Genomic DNA, 16,093 nt, shown 5'->3' with positions numbered 1-16,093 from the left:
AGGGAATCATTGTGGCAGATCATGAAAAAGAACAACCGGACGCAGTAAAAAACAAAAACAAGCAGGGGCCTGCTGCCGCCGTTTTGATTCTCGTATTCGGCACGCTTGCCTTAGTGATCAGTCTTGCCGTTTCCATCACTTTCGGTGCGGCGTCAATTAAGCTGACAACGGTGTGGGAAGCGCTGTTTGCCTTTAACCCGGATCTTTCGGATCATCAGGTAATTCAGGAAATCCGCCTCCCCAGGGTGCTCAGCGCGGTGTTCGTCGGCTCTTTTCTGGCAGTTTCCGGTGCCATTATGCAGGGAATGACGAGAAATCCACTCGCTTCCCCCGCGATTCTGGGTGTATCGGATGGAGCGGCGTTTGCGATCGCTATCGCGTTCGCTTTTTTTCCGGGTACATCGTATGTCGGTTTGATGGGATGGTCGTTTGCAGGAGCGGGCCTTGGAGCACTTCTCGTGTTCGGCGTCGGGATGTTTTCCAAAGGCGGCATCACCCCGGCGAAACTGGCCCTTGCCGGAGTGGCGGTCGGAGCGATGCTTAGTTCATTTTCGACGGCGGTTGCGATTCAGTTTGACGTCGCACAGGATATGACCTTCTGGTTTGCCGGAGGTCTCGCCGGCATAGAATGGACCAGCATACAGATGCTTCTTCCGGTAGCTGTGATTGGTCTTGGGATTGCTTTTTTTATTTCCAGGGCTGTCACCATTTTGAGTCTGGGAGAAGAGGTTTCAAAAGGTCTCGGCCAGCGTACGACATTGATAAAAGTACTCGGCATTATCACCGTGCTTCTTTTAACAGGAGCGGCGGTGGCCGTGGCGGGAAGAATCGGATTTATCGGCCTTGTCATCCCTCATATTACGCGTTTTCTGGCAGGGATGGATTACCGCTGGCTGATTCCATGTTCCGCTGTGCTCGGCGCACTTTTGCTCGTCTGGTCCGACCTTGGCGCAAGAATGGTGAACGCTCCTTATGAAACACCGGTCGGCGCCATCACCGCATTAATCGGTATTCCGTTCTTTCTTTACCTGGCGCGCGGTGAAGGGAGGGGTCTGTAATGGATATCGATCGTATCCACCGGAAACGGTTCGCTTATGTAATGATGATACTAACCGTTCTTGTGATTCTTGTTTTTCTATTCAGCATGAACCTGGGGAGTTATCCTCTCTCCCCTCTGGATACGATTAAAACGTTGTTTGGAGGGGGGACATCGGAATCTTCGCTGGTGCTGTTTGGTTTCCGGATGCCTAGAATGGTACTGGCCCTTCTTATTGGGGCAGGTCTTGCAGTGTCCGGTGCCATCCTTCAGGGAGTGTCGCGGAATGAACTGGCTGACCCCGGCATTATCGGTATAAACGCCGGCGCCGGCCTGGCAGTTGTTCTGTTTATCTATACTTTTGAAGGATCGATGGGAGATCTCGGTTGGTTTTCGTTGTTTGCGATGCCGTTTTCCGCCCTGGCCGGCGCATTTCTGGCTGCGTTTCTCATCTACATTCTCGCCTGGAAGCAGGGTATTTCGCCGATACGTCTGATTCTTGTCGGTATCGCGGTGAATGCAGGATTCAACGCCCTGCTGATTGTGTTTCAGCTCCGCATGGAACCCAATAACTTCTCGCAGGCTATGATTTGGCTTTCCGGCAGTATCTGGGGCGCCAACTGGCGTCTTGTCCTTTCCACGCTTCCTTGGATTGCGATTCTGCTGCCATACACTATATACAAATCGAAACATCTGAATGTCCTGGCACTTGGGGATTCCATCGCGACAGGCCTTGGCACCAAGGTGGAAAAAGAACGGCGGGTACTCCTCGCTGCGGCGGTTGCGCTTGCCGGGGCCTGCGTGGCTGTCGGCGGCGGCATCGCGTTTCTCGGACTGGTAGCACCCCACCTCGCGAGACGGCTTGTCGGGCCGATGCATCACTTTTTAATACCTACATCGGCAGTCATGGGAGCCTTGCTGCTCTTGATTGCAGATACGATAGGAAAAAACCTGTTTACCCCGGCCGAGATTCCAGTCGGGCTGGTCGTCTCCGCCATTGGTGCGCCGTATTTTATTTACCTTTTGATGAAAACCAATTAACGTTATGAAAAACCCATCCTTGGTGCAGCTACAGCTACGCCAAGGATGGGTTTTTTGACGGCAGAACGGAAGAACCCCGGCTCATCCCTCCCCCGTTTCCGGCAGCTGATTTTCCATCCGTTTCATTCCCGCAGTGACGATCGTGGTGATGATAAGGATAGCAAAAGATCCGAAAATCACGGCGTTCCACCCCAGCCATGTCCACAACACCCCGTAATACAGGCTTCCGAGACTTCCTCCTATATAATAGGAGGTCAGGTAAAGACCGGAAGCGCTCGCTCTGGCGTGTGCAGCATGCCTTGTCACCCAGGCGCTCGAGGTGGAATGGGTGAAAAAGAACCCAAAACAAAGCAGAAGCAAAGCAGCAATAATGACGGGGAATACAGGAACCAGCGTAGCGGCCAGACTGACTGCCATACAGGCCATCCCGGTGAACATACAGACGGTCTGTTTCCATCGCTGGGCAGCCTTGCCGGCAAGGGTGGAGCTGACGGTACCCGCGCTGTACGTCAGAAAAAGAAGGCCGAGTATGCCCGTAGATGCATGGAACGGCTCCTGGCTGAGATAATAGGTGATGAACGTGAAAATACCCATGAACAGGAGAAAATGCAGTCCGCCGATGATGTAAGCTCCGCGGAGCAGCGGGCTGGCCAAGTGGTCTTTATTATCCTGGATAATGGTTTTCAGTTTGAGAGGCCGTCCCTGAAATTCTTGTGAGCGCGGCAGCAGCATATAAACGAGGACAGTCAGAATGACACTAAGCACCGTCATCACAATAAACGCTGTCCGCCAGTTCCAGATGTCGGTCAGCACACCGCTCAAAACACGTCCGCTCATGCCGCCGAGGCTGTTACAGCTGATATAGGCGCCTACCGCTACGGTCATCGCCCGCATCTTGAATTCTTCACTGATATAGGCCATGGCAGCAACCGGAATACCGGCCAGTCCGGCAGCCTGAAAGATCCGTCCGGCCAGCATGACCTCAAATGTCGGAGCTGCGCTTACTGCAATCGTGCCTAGTGTTCCGAGTCCGAGCGCCGTAAAAATGATGGGGCGCCTCCCGAACGCATCCGACAATGCGGTATAAACAAAAAAAGTAATCCCAAGCACAAACAGAGGCACCGAAACGAGTAGACTTGCTGTTGTTTCGGATACACCGAAAGATTCGGAGAAATGGGGAAGGAGCGGCTGCGGAAAATACAGGTTGGCGAATGTCATCATGGCCGCTGCCCCGAGTGCCAGCGTCGCCCGCCAGAATGCTTTCGTTTTGATGTCGATCATGGGGGCACCTTCTTCTATAAGAAATATTGATTATTCAAACAAGATTCACATGGAAAATGATAGAACCCGAAGCGTTGAAATGCAAGCCTGTGGAACGCGGAATGTTTTTTTCATACTGAAAAAAGGAATAGAAAGGAAGACGTAAGAACACAAGGAGGAGAGATAGACATGAAAAAATTCATCAATAACCCGGAAGACGTCGTGGAAGAGATGCTCGAAGGCATGGCAGCTGCTCATTCCGATGAACTGAGACGTCTTCCCGGATGGAATGTGCTGGTCCGTAAAGATGCTCCCCTTCCCGGCAAAGTCGGACTTGTGAGCGGCGGAGGGAGCGGTCATGAACCGGCTCATGCCGGATATATCGGAGAAAATATGCTCGATGCCGCCGTTGCGGGCGAAGTGTTTACCTCTCCGGCACCGGACCAGATCTTTGAAGCCATTAAAGCGGTGGACAGCGGAAGCGGTGTGCTCTTGATTGTGAAAAATTTCAGCGGAGACGTGATGAATTTTGATATGGCGGCCGAAATGGCGGCGGCCGAAGGCATCGAAACAGCGCAGGTAGTCGTGAAAGACGATATTGCCGTTGAGAGGAAAGAAGATCGCCGCGGGACAGCAGGAACAGTTCTCGTGCACAAAATTGTCGGCACAGCCTTGGAAGAAGGGCTGAATCTTCAGGAAGCAGTGGAACTTGCGCACCACGTAACGTCCCGCCTCGGATCGATGGGAATTTCTCTGAGTCCGAGTACGGTCCCCGCCTCCGGCAAACCCGGTTTCACCCTTGCCGATGACGAAATGGAGCTTGGTACCGGTATACACGGCGAGCCGGGAATGGAACGAAAGAAGATCCAGCCGGCCGACGCGGTCGCCGAAGAACTGCTGGACAACGTAACGGCCGAGCTTGACGTGAAAAACGGTGATGACGTCATTGTCCTTGTGAACGGTCAAGGCTCGACGCCGCTTATGGAACTGTATATTGTGTACCGGAAAGCAGCACAGCTTCTCTTTGAAAGAAATATTTCCATTCACAAATCGATGGTGGGAGAATACATGAGCTCGCTGGAGATGGCGGGATGTTCTCTTACGCTCTTGAAACTCGATGATACGCTCAAAAAGTATGTAACATAATCAGGAAGGGGGAATGGTGCTGTGGAACTGACACTGAACGTGATGAAGCGGTGGCTGGTAACAGCCGACGAAAAAATGCAGAACCATAAAGAGTATTTATCCGAACTGGATCAGGCGATCGGGGACGGCGATCACGGCCATAATATGGCCCGCGGTTTTCAGGCAGCGGTGGAGAATGTGAAAGAGAATACAGAAGAGGATATCGGAAGTCTGATAAAAGCGGCAGCGATGACCCTGATTTCCAAAGTGGGAGGAGCGTCCGGACCGTTATACGGCACCGCTTTTCTGAAAGCTTCGGATGAATGGAAGGGCAAGGACTCTCTTTCCCAGGATGAATTCACAAAAGGGCTGGAGGCTGCTGTGGAAGGGATTAAAACCCGAGGTAAGGCAGAAAGCGGCGGCAAAACCATGCTGGACGTCTGGACTCCGGTTCTCGAATACATCCAGCATCATGATATCGCTGCGTCCGATTTATCTGCAAAAGCGAAAGAAAGCATGCAGCAAACCGAAAACATGAAAGCTGAAAAAGGAAGAGCCTCTTATTACGGAGAAGAATCCATCTCCCATACCGATCCCGGCGCCTACTCGTCCTATCTTCTGTTTGAAGCGCTGGCTGAGGCTCTCGACAAGGAGGAAGCCTGATGAACAAAACAGCTGTCGTCATCGTCTCCCACAGTGAAAAGATAGCAGAGGGCCTTAACGACCTTGTCTCCCAGACGAAACAGCCGGATGTCCATGTTTTTTCAGCAGGAGGCACAGAAGACGGAGAAATCGGAACAAGCGCTGATAACATTCAGCACGCACTGCAGCAGGCTGATAATGAAGCCGGCACGCTCGTGTTTTATGATATCGGAAGCGCGCTGATGAATGCCGAACTCGCTCTTGATATGCTTCCTGATCTGAAAGGAAAGGTTGAAATCGTGAACGCGCCAATTGTGGAAGGCGCGTATGTTGCGGTAGTGGAAGCCGGTATGGGAAAATCTCTTGAAGACATCACAGCATCTGTCCGGCGTCAGCAATTTGTGGAGTAAACACGGATTTAAGTATCCAGCAGTATGACAGAGGTCGTCAGCCACAGATTCTCAGTACTTGGAGCAGCACGAAAAACCCGGACGACATTCTCGCCGCCTCGCGGCTTGAAAAGAATCGTCCGGGTTTTTATGTGATATCTATTCTGTTTCTGTAAGATTAAGCAGAAAGTATCTGCTGTTTTAGTGTTTTTTTCACTGCTTTGGCGGCTTCGACTTTCGTGGACAGGCAGTTGGACACATGCCGCTTTGGCTGGTGGAAGACGGCTTCTTTGAGTTCCGCGGTTGTTTGAATATCATCATCCACCTCGTTATAAACGGCGCCGAGCTGAAGCGGATGATGGGAGTCGCTGCCGGCGGTGACGGAGATGCTGAGTTCGTCCGCCCATGTCTTGACACGCTCTTCCATGCCGGTGTTTTCATAGGTGAACAGGTCTTTTCCGTTCACATCAAAGGCGTCCAATTTTTCAAGTAACCGCTCCGGATGAGCTGTAAGTGGTGTCGATTCCCGGAACGGATGCGCACCGATGCGGAGTACTTCTTTCTCTTCGGTGATTCGGAGCAGTTCTTCAAAAGCGATGAACTCTTCCTTGAAGGGCTCAAGCGTCTTATTTAACGAAACGATATCCTCTTTATCCCCAATCAGAAGAATATGACCGGTTTCTTTCACATCCACCTCCATACCGGGAAATACCCGGATACCGTCTACATCATAATAGTTGTTTTGGTAGCTGTAATGCGCATCCAGGGTGTCATAGATTTCCTGGAAATGGCGGGTGTTGAAATGCTCTGTCAACGCGAATGCATCCAGTCCGTTTTTTGCCGCGCCTGCTGTCATACCAAGAAAGAATTCAAGATTAAAGTCCGTCTTTTTTGTCAGTTTGCCGTGCGTGTGAAGATCGATATTCATAGTTGGTGAATCGTCCTTTCTATTGGATATAATGTCCCAGTGTAAATAATGGCAATTAAAACGACGCCCGTAATGCCGAGAAACAGGACATCTTTTTTCGTCGTTTTTAAGTAGGAAAGCTTCAGTTCTTTTGCTTCAGGATTATGCATGCCGTACGTGAACCCTTTGACCTCGAGGGCTTCCACCGTCGTTCGTGTGCGTTTGGCTGTGTTTAGAATCATAGGATAGAAAGCTTTCACGGCGGTTACGCAGAAGTGATAGACATACCGCCACGCGAGCACCCCTTTCTTTTCCGGAAATCTTCCCCGCAGCCGGAACGAGTTGAAAATGTTCTGGTATTCATCGATCAGAATCGGAAGCATGCGGTAGCCGTAGGAAATGCCGAAACAAAATGTCTCCGGCACCTTGAAGCGGAGCAGGGCATCACTGAACCGTTCGGGGTCCATGTTTGTAAAAATGACAATGCTGGCAAGTGATATGATTGTTAGTTTCATCGTGAATGTCAGCAGCGCGGCCGCCGCGGTAAGGTCTCCGCCGAAAAAGAGTGCGGTGAAAATGACGTAACCGGCTTCGGTCACGAGCCCGAAACAAAGCAGAAATAAAATCAGCGGGCTGATACGGGACAGGGCGGTCAAAATGACCATATACACGAGCATGCCGATCAGAATCGTGTTGTTCCAGAAAAGCCAGGGCAGGATGGCAAACAACAGGTACCAGATGATGGCGACTCTTGGATCCAGCTTAGCCATAAGTGTCGTACGTTCTCCGTATGCCGTGTTCATGAGTTCGATTTTAATCGTTTCAACGTTGATTTTCGAAAGCCACTGACGGATACGATTCATAACACGGACCACCACCTTTCACGAAGGGCAGGAATTCATGTATATCAAGCGCTGACGGCTGAATTCCCAGTTTTTCTGAAAGCCGCACAATCTGCGGTGGATAGAGAGAGCACCTTCGCATCAGTTCGTGGCTGGAGAATAACCCCCGCGGTCCGCCGTCGTACTCGACCGTTCCTTCATTAAGTACAATGACACGACTCGCCCATTCAGCGACAAGATCCATGTCGTGGGTGGCGGTAACGACGGTTTTGACGTGTTCTTTCAACTCGTGAAGAAGACGCGCTACTTCTTCGCGGCTGTTGATATCAAGACTCGAGGTCGGTTCATCCAGAAGCAGCAGGGAAGGCTGCGTTCCAAGTCCGATGGCAAGCGAAGCTCGACGCTGCTGGCCGCCGCTGAGCAGGCGTCCGTCCTTGTGCTGGAGGTCTTCCAGCGAGAAAAGACGGCACAGTTCATCTGCGTACGTGGAAGTTTCCGGCGATTTCCGGGCTTTAAGGAAGTACTCAATATCGGCGCGGATGTTATCCTCAATGAACATCTCTTCGGGGTTCTGATAAATGTAGGTCACCAATTCAGCAATTTTTTCCGGAGAAGTACCGTGGAGAGCTTGTCCGGCCGCTGTAATATGTCCTTTGCGGGGTCGGAGAATACCGGTCAGCATCTTCAGTAAACTTGACTTCCCTGCTCCGTTCCCACCGACCAAGGCAATCCGTTCTCCTTCATAGAACGAGAGGGACAAATCCTCAAATATCCATTTGAACGATTTCTCGACTGTTTTGTAACCTTGAGTGACTCCGTCGAAAGAGGCAATCTCTGCTCGTTTTGAAGCAGCCGGCGGCACCGGTCTAATATGGCGCGGGGAAGTCGCAGGAACCCAGGGTCTGAACCAATCGGTGCCCTCTTCCAGAGTGATCGGCGCTCTGCTGGCTTCAGCGTCGACTGCTTCTGCCAGCCGAGTGACAGGAGGCGGAAGAATGTTATGATCCTGAAGTTCTGTCGTGCAGCGCATCGCTTCAGACGTTGGTTTCTTCCATTTCACGGTGCCTGCATCCATGAGCAGCACTGATTGTGCGAATTCTGCGATGAACTCGGTGTGGTGTTCAATGACGATGATGGTAATGCCGTGCTCCCGGTTTAAGTACTGCAGCGTGTAATAGATTTCCCGGGCATGAACCGGGTCGAGCTGTGCGACGGGCTCGTCTACGATGATGACGTCGGGCTGCAGCGAAAGGACACTTGCAAGAGCCGTCAGGTGTTTCTGTCCGCCGCTCAACTGCCAGATAAACTCGTCTTTGATGTCGTTCAGACCCAGCATGTCGAGGGCCTCATCCCCGCGCTCTTTATAATCCTGCCATCCATAATTAAGCGGGGCGAACCGTACCTCGTCCAGTACTCTCGGACGAACAAGCTGGCTTTCGAAGTCCTGGTAGACGTAGCCAACTGTTTTAGAAAGCAGAGCTGTGTTCGTATCTTGAGCTGCTTCGCCGTTAATACGAATGACACCCGCCAGTTCTCCGTTATAGTAATGGGGAATCAGACCGTTGAACGTTTTGCATAACGTGGTTTTTCCGCTTCCGTTTCCGCCGATGACTGCGAGAAAATCTCCTCGTTCTACGGACAAAGACACATCGTGCAGAACACTTTCACCAGAGGAAGGATAAGAAAAACTCACTTGTTTTAATTCAATAATAGGTGGCGTCATAATCATTGCGCCTTTCTTGAAGGATTTCCGCTGCTGCTGGACTTTTTCAGGTATGAAATACCCATAACCGCAAGTATGAGAACAATAATGGCGGCGGATACTCCTACCCATAAGAACTGCTGTCCGAACTGTTCGATGAACTCCGGCTGCCAGACGGCGAAGTTCACATCCATTTCCGCCATGAATTCCGAGATCATACCGACAAAAATGAAGAAGACGGAGAAAACAAGAAAACGGGCGCCGACGATTTCTTTAGCGGAGCGGAATGAAACGTCTTCGCGCGGCGCAAAGCCCATCAATGGTTCTATTTTGCCGTGCAGACGGGGGACGAGCCACATTGCCGGAATTAAACCGAAAAGGACACCGGAAATGACCATTTCATTGACGAAACTGATTCCTTCCAGAACCAGAATACTTTCCGGAACACCGGGAACAGCTTCCAGTTCCTCAATGCCCACCCAGACTTTTCCGATGTCGACCACAGTGCTCAGCATCTGATCGATACCAACACCGACCAGAGAAGCGATCGCAATCTGTTTCCGGCTGTTTGGATTTTTCACGAGAAGCCCTGCGACGTACAACGCGAGGGCAAATTCAATGAATCCTTCCAGTTCACCAATCCCGCCGAAATCCCCCATTAGAAGATCGGCGAAAATGATTTCACCAAGCGGAGCACCAAGTGCTGCCGGAAGCGGGCTGAATAAAAACACCATAGCCAGAGGAATGAAAGCGAAATAAGAGACGGAAAATTCAACAGGACCGAACGAAAACTCCGGAACAATTTCGGTAATAATGTTGGCGATACCAAAGAGGGACATGGATAACACAAAAATCATGAGCTGCTGGGACTGGTTCAGTTCCTTTTTTTGATGGGGTATCGGATTCGGCATGAAATGAGGACCTCCTTTAATATGAATATACATTCAGTGTAAGAGGTTTATATAAAGGGATTATTAAGTAAGTGTTAAAATGAAATTAATTTTTCTAAATATAAATAATGAAATTATTTTTTCATATTGAAAAATAATGTATCATAAAAGAAAAGGAGGTGGGACATTGGATTGGCTTCAGATTGATTCATCCACGTTAAGTGCAAACCAACAGAAGGTGGCAGATTATTTGTACAAGCAGGATACGAAAATCGCCTATCTTAAGCAGGAGGATATAGCCGCGGAGACAGGGGTGAGCATGGCAACGGTGTCCCGGTTTTTCCGGCAGATTGGATTTGCAGGCTTTAAATCGTTCCGGGAAGAAATGAAGCGGCGTTTTGCCGATACGCCGGCTAATAAAATGGGAACAGTACTGGAAAAGACCGAGTCTTCCGAAGTGGTGCAGTCAATGATTCAGCAGGGTAAGGAGTATCTCGAAACGACCTCCCGGCAGCTGTCGGAGAATGAATTCCGTGAGACGGTGGCTTTATTGAATAAAGCGTCGGTCGTGTATATGTTCGGCTACGGTCCGGCTGCCGCCCTGACTTCGTTGTTTTCATTCCGTCTTCGCCGGTTTGGTATTCATGTGCAGGTGCTGCCCGAGAGCGGCCAGAAGCTGCTGGAAGATATGATGCACTTTCAGATAGAAGACGTCATCGTCATTTTTGGTTTTGCCAAACCTCTTCCCGAAACAAGGGCTCTGTTTGACGAGGCGGAAGAGAAAGGCATGAAGGTGATTCTCGTTACAGATCTGCAGGTGTTTGAGTTTATTCCGAGAGCGGATGTGGTTCTGTACACCGAACGGGGGGAAATGTGGGAGTTCCACTCGATGGTGGCACCGGTCGCTTTAATTGAAAGTGTCATTGTAGAACTGGGAAGAACGAGGGAAGATACCGCGATGGCGCACTTGGAAGAATTGCATCGGTTGAGGAAAAAGTATCCTTTTACGAAGTAAGAACTGCGCCATCTGCGGGTAATTGGCTTTATGAAGATGCGGGTTTTCGAACAAGAAACAGGTAACAGCTCAGTGCCAGAGCGTCAGCAATGAAAATAATCAATCCCATCGGCAGGGCTGTACCCTCTCCGGCTACTCCGACAAGCGGAGCGGAGGTTGCGCCGAATAGAAACGGCAGCAGGCCGAGCAGAGCGGAGGCACTGCCCGCACGGTGACCCTGGGTTTCCATGGCGAGGGAGAAACAGGTCGTGGTAACAACACCTACACAGGAGACGACGAGAAAGATCGGGATGACGATAAAGATAAGCGGCGCCTGCAGTAAAATCATAAGAAGCAGAAAAGTACTGGCGCCCATGGTCACGAAGAGCCCGGTCTTCAGTATTTTATTTTCGTCCACAATGCCTGCCAGACGGCCGGTCAACTGACTTCCTATAATCAGGCCGATCCCGTTCATCGCAAACAGGATACTGAACACCTGGGCGGACACGCCGTAAATGTCTTGATAGACAAACGGAGTACCGGACACATAAGCGAAAATACCGGCCATGACAAGTCCTTGAGCGAGCGCGTACCCGGCAAACGTTCGCTCTTTCATTAATTCGCCGAACGTCTGGATGGTACGTTTGATACCGCTGTTGGATTTATTTTCAGCCGCCAGGGTTTCCGGCAGCAGCAAAAAGACGGTCGTGAGCATGAACAGACCGATAACACTCAGGATGACAAATATCCCCTGCCACGATGTCCAGTTCAGCACAATGCCGCCGGCAAGCGGTGCAAGGATCGGCGCGAGCCCGTTTACAAGCATCAGCAGGGCAAAAAATTTCGTGAGTTCTTTGCCGGTGTACAGATCGCGGACAACGGCTCTTGAAATGACAATGCCCGCCGAAGCCGAAAATCCCTGCAGGAAACGCGCTGCGATGAGAACCCAGATGGACGGGGCAAACACACACAGAACCGAAGCGGCCGCATACACGCCGAGAGAGATCATCATTGGCGCTTTGCGGCCTTTCATATCACTGATCGGCCCGATGACGAGCTGCCCGCCTGCGAGCCCGAGAAGGCAGGCTGTTAAGCTTAACTGCACCGATGACGCGGTCGTACCCAGGTCATTTGCGATGGAAGGAAAGCTTGGCAGATACATATCAATCGTCAGCGGGCCGAAAGCAGCCAGCGATCCAAGCAGGACGGCCATCCATATACGGCGCAGTTTGGATAATGTTGGGGCGGAAGAAGCGGAATGTTCCATAAATATACCAGACGACCTTTCAGATAGGAATAAAATCTATGTTGAAAACACTATCTTTCATCTTACATGAGAAAGAAAGAGAAATCCCGTCATTCGGCTTATTCGGAAGGTGCTTTTCCTAATCCTCAAGATCATCGAGAGAGACGGGCTTAAGGTTTTCGTTTCCCTGCAGCCGGGTGAAAAACGAGACGAGCAATTCAATGGCCTGTTCGATGTCATCCAGACTCACGGTTTCAACCGGCGCGTGCATATACCGGAGCGGAAGCGAAACCAACGCCACAGGAACGCCGCGTGCCGTTTTACGGAGCTGATCCGCATCGGTTCCCGTGGAGCGGGGAGTGAGTTCATACTGCACCGGGATGCCGGACTCATCGGCTGCCTGTTTCAGCAGGTCATTTGCCTTTTGGTTAATGGGAGCCCCTTTAGCCAGAACGGGACCGCCGCCGAGCTTCACGTCTGTTGTTTTTTCCGAAACGGCACCCGGGTAATCGGTCGCGAACGTCACATCCACGGCGATAGCAAGATCCGGCGCGATGCCTGCTCCGGCAAAATAAGCCCCGCCCATGTTCGTTTCTTCGTTTACGGTGCTCACCGCATGCATGCCGACATCCGGCTGCAGCCGGTTCTCAAGACGCCGGAACGCCTCTGCGGTGATGAACGCACCGGTCCGGTTGTCGAGCCCGCGCCCGCTGATCCGGTTGTTTAACAGTCCTTCCGGCTCGCGTTTGTAGACCGCGGTATCCCCAGCTTCGATAAACGCCTCGACTTCCTCTTTAGACGAAGCGCCGCAGTCGATAAATAAATCGGAAAAGCTGAAATCATCTTTGGCCCCGCCGTGATGCTCGGCTTTTGTACCGAAAACCCCGGTCAGACGGCCGTGTGTACCGAATATCGTCACTTTCATGCCGAGAGCCGGCTTATGGCTGATTCCTCCCAATTTCTCCACGTAAATATAACCATTGTTATCAATCGCCTTCACCATAAATCCAATTTCATCACAATGCCCCGCCACAGCCACACGAAAAGAGGCATCCGGATGATGGACGGCGTACGCGTTACCCGCACCGTCGGTATGTAAGCTTTGCGCGTGCGGCTTCACATACTGCAGCCATTTCTTCTGAATATCCGCTTCCATGCCAGAAGGTGAAGGTGTCTGCAGCAGGTCGTATAAAAAGTTATCCAATTGCATCGCTCCTTGTTTCACATTTCTTCCATTATAGCATGCTCATTTCCGGGAGAAAGAAAAGAGTTTAACTTAAAATGCCCCTCTTTTTTAAAAGGCGGAAGAGCCCGCAATGGGTATTCATGTGGTCACTATAGCGCTCAAATGAAGCGATAGTGGTGGAGGCAGAATGCTGCTGCACAAAAAAACCGAACGATGTGACTTCTTCCGGCAGCATGGAAGACCATCGTTCGGGTTTTTAAAATGACCCATATCTTTATTTGTCCCATCCCCCTTAAGACTGATGGGTTCTATTTTTCTTCCCCCTCTTCCTGCTTTCCTTCAAACGTCCATTCAATTTCCATCGCGTCGCCCTGGAAGATATTTTGGTCCTTCCCATTATCCAGGAATTCAAAGGTTACATACACTTCATCTTCTTTCCCTGCTTCAAGAATATTATCTCCTAAAATATTAGGTTCCATGGCAGTTGCCTCAGAAAGTTTCTTTTCCTGCACAGAAATATATCCATCCTCATTCTCCCAGGAAATAGAGACTTCAATATGATCACCGAAATCTTCCGTTCCATTATCATTCTTGGCATCTACAACAGTGTATTCGGTTGTCATCAGCACATCGGCAATATTTAACGATCCATCATTTTTTAAGGTATAAGAGCGTGTGAAACTGTCGCCCGGTTTAATATTATCAAGGTCCACACTGGTTACAGGGTTGGCACTTAAATTCAGAGTACCAGATGAAAAAGATTCCCCGGCTGCTGACGTATCATTAAAAAATGCGAATGTTCCGCCGCTGATAAGAAAGAGGCCTAATGCTGCAGTGAATATTCCCAGTCGAAGTCTCTTATTTACTCTCATTTTTAATCCTCCTTCTACGTTGAATTTAAAAAAGCGGAGAAGAGGGTAAGCTCCACTCCGCTTATGAAACAATGACATTATTATCTTTCTTCCCCATCTGCCTGCATTGCTTCAAATTCCCAAGTGAGTTCCAGAGAGTCTTCCTGGAATTCATTTTGATCTTCTCCGTTGTCAACAAATTTAAACTTCACATCAAGGTTGTCAGAGGTACCGGCTTCCAGTTGACCACCCCTTTCACCTAACCAACCACTGAAGATGTTTCCTTCAATGACGTCAGGGTCCTGAGACTGAAGATCCGCTAAATTAGTTTGATAAATGACTTGGTCCTTCTTGTCATCGTTGTATAGGAAAGATACTTCAATGTGTTCTCCCAAATCTTCGGTGTTGTTGCCCCCGACATCATTCACCGAGTAGGAGGTATTCAGTTTGATAGATCCAATGTCGATGGTGCCGTTGTTCTCCAAGTCAAAGGAACGAACCATCCAGTCCCCTGGTTTCAGGTTTTCAACATCGATGACTTTTTCTGGATTTGAAGTCAAATCAACAGTACCCGCTGAAAATGTACCGCTGGCTGTTGCTGTGTCGCTGAAGTAGGCGAATGTGCCTCCTCCGATGAGTGATAGTCCCAGTGCCGCTGTTGATACCCCAAGTCCTAATTTCTTTTTTAATCCCATGATAATTCCTCCTTGTAAGTAAGTTTTTTATATTGAATCCTTGTGGGATACAAGGAAAACAATCTTAATCAGGTGGTTCTGAAGCAGATGCTGATTTTGTTTTGGCTTCCAGTTTTTTCAGCTCCCGCCAAATGGACAGGATGCCGTAAAGGAAAATAATAACTCCTGGTGTGACAAGAAGCACAAGTGCTCCCGTAGGTGAATTAGCAAATTCTATAAAATATCCAACATATGGGATAGTGAATCCTGTGTATTCTCCGACAACATTGGTATCCAGTACAGGATCCATGTCAGCGGCGTCATTGTTATCGCCTTTGGTTTCATAGACGATCTGATCATTGGTTTCATTAACACCGATAATGCGGTGGGTGACCAGCGTTTCCTGATCCTGCTGGAAGGTTATAATGTCCCCGTCCTGGTATTCTGTTCCATTTTCTTCAGTCGGCTTGATGGCGATGATGGATCCCGTCTGAAATGTCGGCTCCATGGAACCGGACAAGACAGATTTGATTTCGTACCCCATCGCCGAAGGACTGCCGCCGGAAGCTTTAGAAGAGATTACTACAATAATCATGCAGATTAAGGCGGCGAATAATAGAACGGTTACGGTGCTGCTCGTAAATCTAAGCAGTTTTTTCATGTTTACACTCCTTTACGTGAGGCTTGTACTATAGAGGCTGTTTTGGAATCATCAGGGGATGATTCCGCCTGTTTGCGATTTTCGGTGTCTTTTATCTTTTCAGTAACTGTGTTCTGATCGGAATCGCTGTTCTCTGTCTCGTTTTTATCCGGTGTGTCTTGATCACTGTGGGAGCGTTGAGAGTCTTTGTCATTTGTACTTTCGGTCTGGGTGTTGGAATCATTGCTTTCAGGTTTATCTTCTTCCGTACTGGAAGATTGTTCTTCGTCGGAAACAGCCTGATTTTGGTCTTCATTACTGCTATTATCATTTTCATCTGTTTTGGATGAAGGTGTTTTATCCCTTTCGGAGCCGTCGGCATTGTCGTTATTATTGTCCGTGGACTTGTCCTCGTTATCCTGTTCGTCGTTACCGGCGTCTTCTTCGGGTTTGGAAGCAGGCTCGACCGGGTCGGAGCCGTTGTTATTGTCCTGAGTGCCGCTGCTGGAATCATCCGGCTGCGGAGAGTCGTCTTCCGAGCCGCCGGAATCCTCTCCGGACTCGGAAGGAGCGTCATTGTCTCCGGTCTCGTCGCTGCTATCCTGGTCGCCGCTGCCGGAGTCATCGTCCGGTGCGGGGTCATTCCCCGAGCCGCCGGAATCCTCTCC

17 protein-coding genes are annotated in these 16,093 nt (G+C 50.1%); 6 read left to right on the top strand and 11 right to left on the bottom strand.

What is annotated here, in order from left to right:
- The first annotated feature begins 11 nt into the window (after window positions 1–11).
- Window positions 12–1,058: a FecCD family ABC transporter permease gene (locus BM058_RS07950; protein ID WP_407690166.1), complete on the top strand. Its 1,047-nt coding sequence runs from the start codon at window positions 12–14 to the stop codon at window positions 1,056–1,058.
- Window positions 1,058–2,077, top strand: a complete 1,020-nt coding sequence (locus BM058_RS07945; RefSeq protein ID WP_090926497.1) for a FecCD family ABC transporter permease — start codon at window positions 1,058–1,060, stop codon at window positions 2,075–2,077. Before BM058_RS07950 ends, BM058_RS07945 begins: the two co-directional genes overlap by 1 nt.
- Window positions 2,078–2,158: 81 nt before the next feature.
- Here BM058_RS07945 and BM058_RS07940 read toward each other — a convergent pair whose 3' ends face one another.
- On the bottom strand, window positions 2,159–3,358 hold the full coding sequence (locus BM058_RS07940) for an MFS transporter (protein ID WP_090926496.1): 1,200 nt from the start codon (window positions 3,356–3,358) through the stop codon (window positions 2,159–2,161).
- Window positions 3,359–3,526: 168 nt separating this feature from the next.
- Between BM058_RS07940 and dhaK the strand changes: the two genes are divergently transcribed.
- The 3 genes from dhaK to dhaM are packed head-to-tail and all read left to right on the top strand — an operon-like array spanning window position 3,527 to window position 5,514.
- The gene (gene dhaK, locus BM058_RS07935) at window positions 3,527–4,483 is read left to right on the top strand and encodes a dihydroxyacetone kinase subunit DhaK (RefSeq protein WP_090926495.1); all 957 of its coding nucleotides are present in this window, start codon (window positions 3,527–3,529) and stop codon (window positions 4,481–4,483) included.
- A gap of 21 nt (window positions 4,484–4,504) precedes the next feature.
- Entirely contained in the window at window positions 4,505–5,125 is a 621-nt protein-coding gene (gene dhaL, locus BM058_RS07930; RefSeq protein WP_281244688.1) for a dihydroxyacetone kinase subunit DhaL, read from the top strand.
- Entirely contained in the window at window positions 5,125–5,514 is a 390-nt protein-coding gene (gene dhaM, locus BM058_RS07925; RefSeq protein ID WP_090926494.1) for a dihydroxyacetone kinase phosphoryl donor subunit DhaM, read from the top strand. The genes dhaL and dhaM overlap by 1 nt, the downstream gene beginning before the upstream one ends.
- Window positions 5,515–5,671: 157 nt before the next feature.
- On the opposite strand, the gene BM058_RS07920 is transcribed toward dhaM, so the two are convergent.
- Genes BM058_RS07920 through BM058_RS07905 form a run of 4 tightly spaced genes read right to left on the bottom strand, consistent with a single transcriptional unit; the run spans window position 5,672 to window position 9,855 of the window.
- Complete coding sequence (locus BM058_RS07920) at window positions 5,672–6,421, bottom strand: PHP-associated domain-containing protein (RefSeq protein ID WP_090926493.1); 750 nt, start codon at window positions 6,419–6,421, stop codon at window positions 5,672–5,674.
- The gene (locus tag BM058_RS07915) at window positions 6,418–7,263 is read right to left on the bottom strand and encodes an energy-coupling factor transporter transmembrane component T family protein (protein ID WP_090926492.1); all 846 of its coding nucleotides are present in this window, start codon (window positions 7,261–7,263) and stop codon (window positions 6,418–6,420) included. The genes BM058_RS07920 and BM058_RS07915 overlap by 4 nt, the downstream gene beginning before the upstream one ends.
- Window positions 7,223–8,965, bottom strand: a complete 1,743-nt coding sequence (locus BM058_RS07910) for an ABC transporter ATP-binding protein (protein WP_090926491.1) — start codon at window positions 8,963–8,965, stop codon at window positions 7,223–7,225. Before BM058_RS07910 ends, BM058_RS07915 begins: the two co-directional genes overlap by 41 nt.
- A 2-nt stretch (window positions 8,966–8,967) precedes the next feature.
- Window positions 8,968–9,855 carry a cell division protein FtsQ gene (locus BM058_RS07905; protein ID WP_090926490.1) on the bottom strand — a complete coding sequence of 296 codons (888 nt, stop codon included), beginning with the start codon at window positions 9,853–9,855 and terminating at the stop codon, window positions 8,968–8,970.
- Window positions 9,856–10,021: 166 nt separating this feature from the next.
- Between BM058_RS07905 and BM058_RS07900 the strand changes: the two genes are divergently transcribed.
- Entirely contained in the window at window positions 10,022–10,849 is an 828-nt protein-coding gene (locus BM058_RS07900) for a MurR/RpiR family transcriptional regulator (protein ID WP_177195473.1), read from the top strand.
- 28 nt (window positions 10,850–10,877) lie between these two features.
- On the opposite strand, the gene BM058_RS07895 is transcribed toward BM058_RS07900, so the two are convergent.
- The 6 genes from BM058_RS07895 to BM058_RS07870 all read right to left on the bottom strand — a co-directional run.
- The gene (locus BM058_RS07895) at window positions 10,878–12,095 is read right to left on the bottom strand and encodes a multidrug effflux MFS transporter (RefSeq protein ID WP_090926488.1); all 1,218 of its coding nucleotides are present in this window, start codon (window positions 12,093–12,095) and stop codon (window positions 10,878–10,880) included.
- 118 nt (window positions 12,096–12,213) lie between these two features.
- The gene (locus BM058_RS07890; protein WP_090926487.1) at window positions 12,214–13,284 is read right to left on the bottom strand and encodes a M20/M25/M40 family metallo-hydrolase; all 1,071 of its coding nucleotides are present in this window, start codon (window positions 13,282–13,284) and stop codon (window positions 12,214–12,216) included.
- Between the two features lie 284 nt (window positions 13,285–13,568).
- Window positions 13,569–14,132 carry a TasA family protein gene (locus BM058_RS07885; RefSeq protein WP_090926486.1) on the bottom strand — a complete coding sequence of 188 codons (564 nt, stop codon included), beginning with the start codon at window positions 14,130–14,132 and terminating at the stop codon, window positions 13,569–13,571.
- Window positions 14,133–14,212: 80 nt separating this feature from the next.
- A complete protein-coding gene (locus BM058_RS07880) occupies window positions 14,213–14,806 on the bottom strand; it encodes a CalY family protein (RefSeq protein ID WP_090926485.1) in 594 nt (197 codons plus the stop codon).
- Between the two features lie 64 nt (window positions 14,807–14,870).
- Window positions 14,871–15,446: a signal peptidase I SipW gene (gene sipW, locus BM058_RS07875; protein ID WP_090926484.1), complete on the bottom strand. Its 576-nt coding sequence runs from the start codon at window positions 15,444–15,446 to the stop codon at window positions 14,871–14,873.
- 2 nt (window positions 15,447–15,448) lie between these two features.
- On the bottom strand, window positions 15,449–16,093 hold a 645-nt coding region (locus BM058_RS07870; protein WP_177195472.1), incomplete at its 5' end, for a hypothetical protein.

This window comes from Salibacterium qingdaonense, from assembly GCF_900114715.1.
Lineage (GTDB): Bacteria > Bacillota > Bacilli > Bacillales > Marinococcaceae > Salibacterium > Salibacterium qingdaonense.
This window is presented reverse-complemented; position numbering and strand designations above follow the sequence as displayed.

What these genes read in the sequence shown, in the direction of transcription:
- BM058_RS07945 (WP_090926497.1), top strand. Translation starts at nt 1,058, where the DNA reads ATGGATATCGATCGTATCCACCGGAAACGGTTCGCTTATGTAATGATG.
- BM058_RS07940 (WP_090926496.1), bottom strand. Translation starts at nt 3,358, where the DNA reads ATGATCGACATCAAAACGAAAGCATTCTGGCGGGCGACGCTGGCACTC.
- dhaK (WP_090926495.1), top strand. Translation starts at nt 3,527, where the DNA reads ATGAAAAAATTCATCAATAACCCGGAAGACGTCGTGGAAGAGATGCTC.
- dhaM (WP_090926494.1), top strand. Translation starts at nt 5,125, where the DNA reads ATGAACAAAACAGCTGTCGTCATCGTCTCCCACAGTGAAAAGATAGCA.
- BM058_RS07920 (WP_090926493.1), bottom strand. Translation starts at nt 6,421, where the DNA reads ATGAATATCGATCTTCACACGCACGGCAAACTGACAAAAAAGACGGAC.
- BM058_RS07915 (WP_090926492.1), bottom strand. Translation starts at nt 7,263, where the DNA reads ATGAATCGTATCCGTCAGTGGCTTTCGAAAATCAACGTTGAAACGATT.
- BM058_RS07910 (WP_090926491.1), bottom strand. Translation starts at nt 8,965, where the DNA reads ATGACGCCACCTATTATTGAATTAAAACAAGTGAGTTTTTCTTATCCT.
- BM058_RS07905 (WP_090926490.1), bottom strand. Translation starts at nt 9,855, where the DNA reads ATGCCGAATCCGATACCCCATCAAAAAAAGGAACTGAACCAGTCCCAG.
- BM058_RS07895 (WP_090926488.1), bottom strand. Translation starts at nt 12,095, where the DNA reads ATGGAACATTCCGCTTCTTCCGCCCCAACATTATCCAAACTGCGCCGT.
- BM058_RS07890 (WP_090926487.1), bottom strand. Translation starts at nt 13,284, where the DNA reads ATGCAATTGGATAACTTTTTATACGACCTGCTGCAGACACCTTCACCT.
- BM058_RS07885 (WP_090926486.1), bottom strand. Translation starts at nt 14,132, where the DNA reads ATGAGAGTAAATAAGAGACTTCGACTGGGAATATTCACTGCAGCATTA.
- BM058_RS07880 (WP_090926485.1), bottom strand. Translation starts at nt 14,806, where the DNA reads ATGGGATTAAAAAAGAAATTAGGACTTGGGGTATCAACAGCGGCACTG.
- sipW (WP_090926484.1), bottom strand. Translation starts at nt 15,446, where the DNA reads ATGAAAAAACTGCTTAGATTTACGAGCAGCACCGTAACCGTTCTATTA.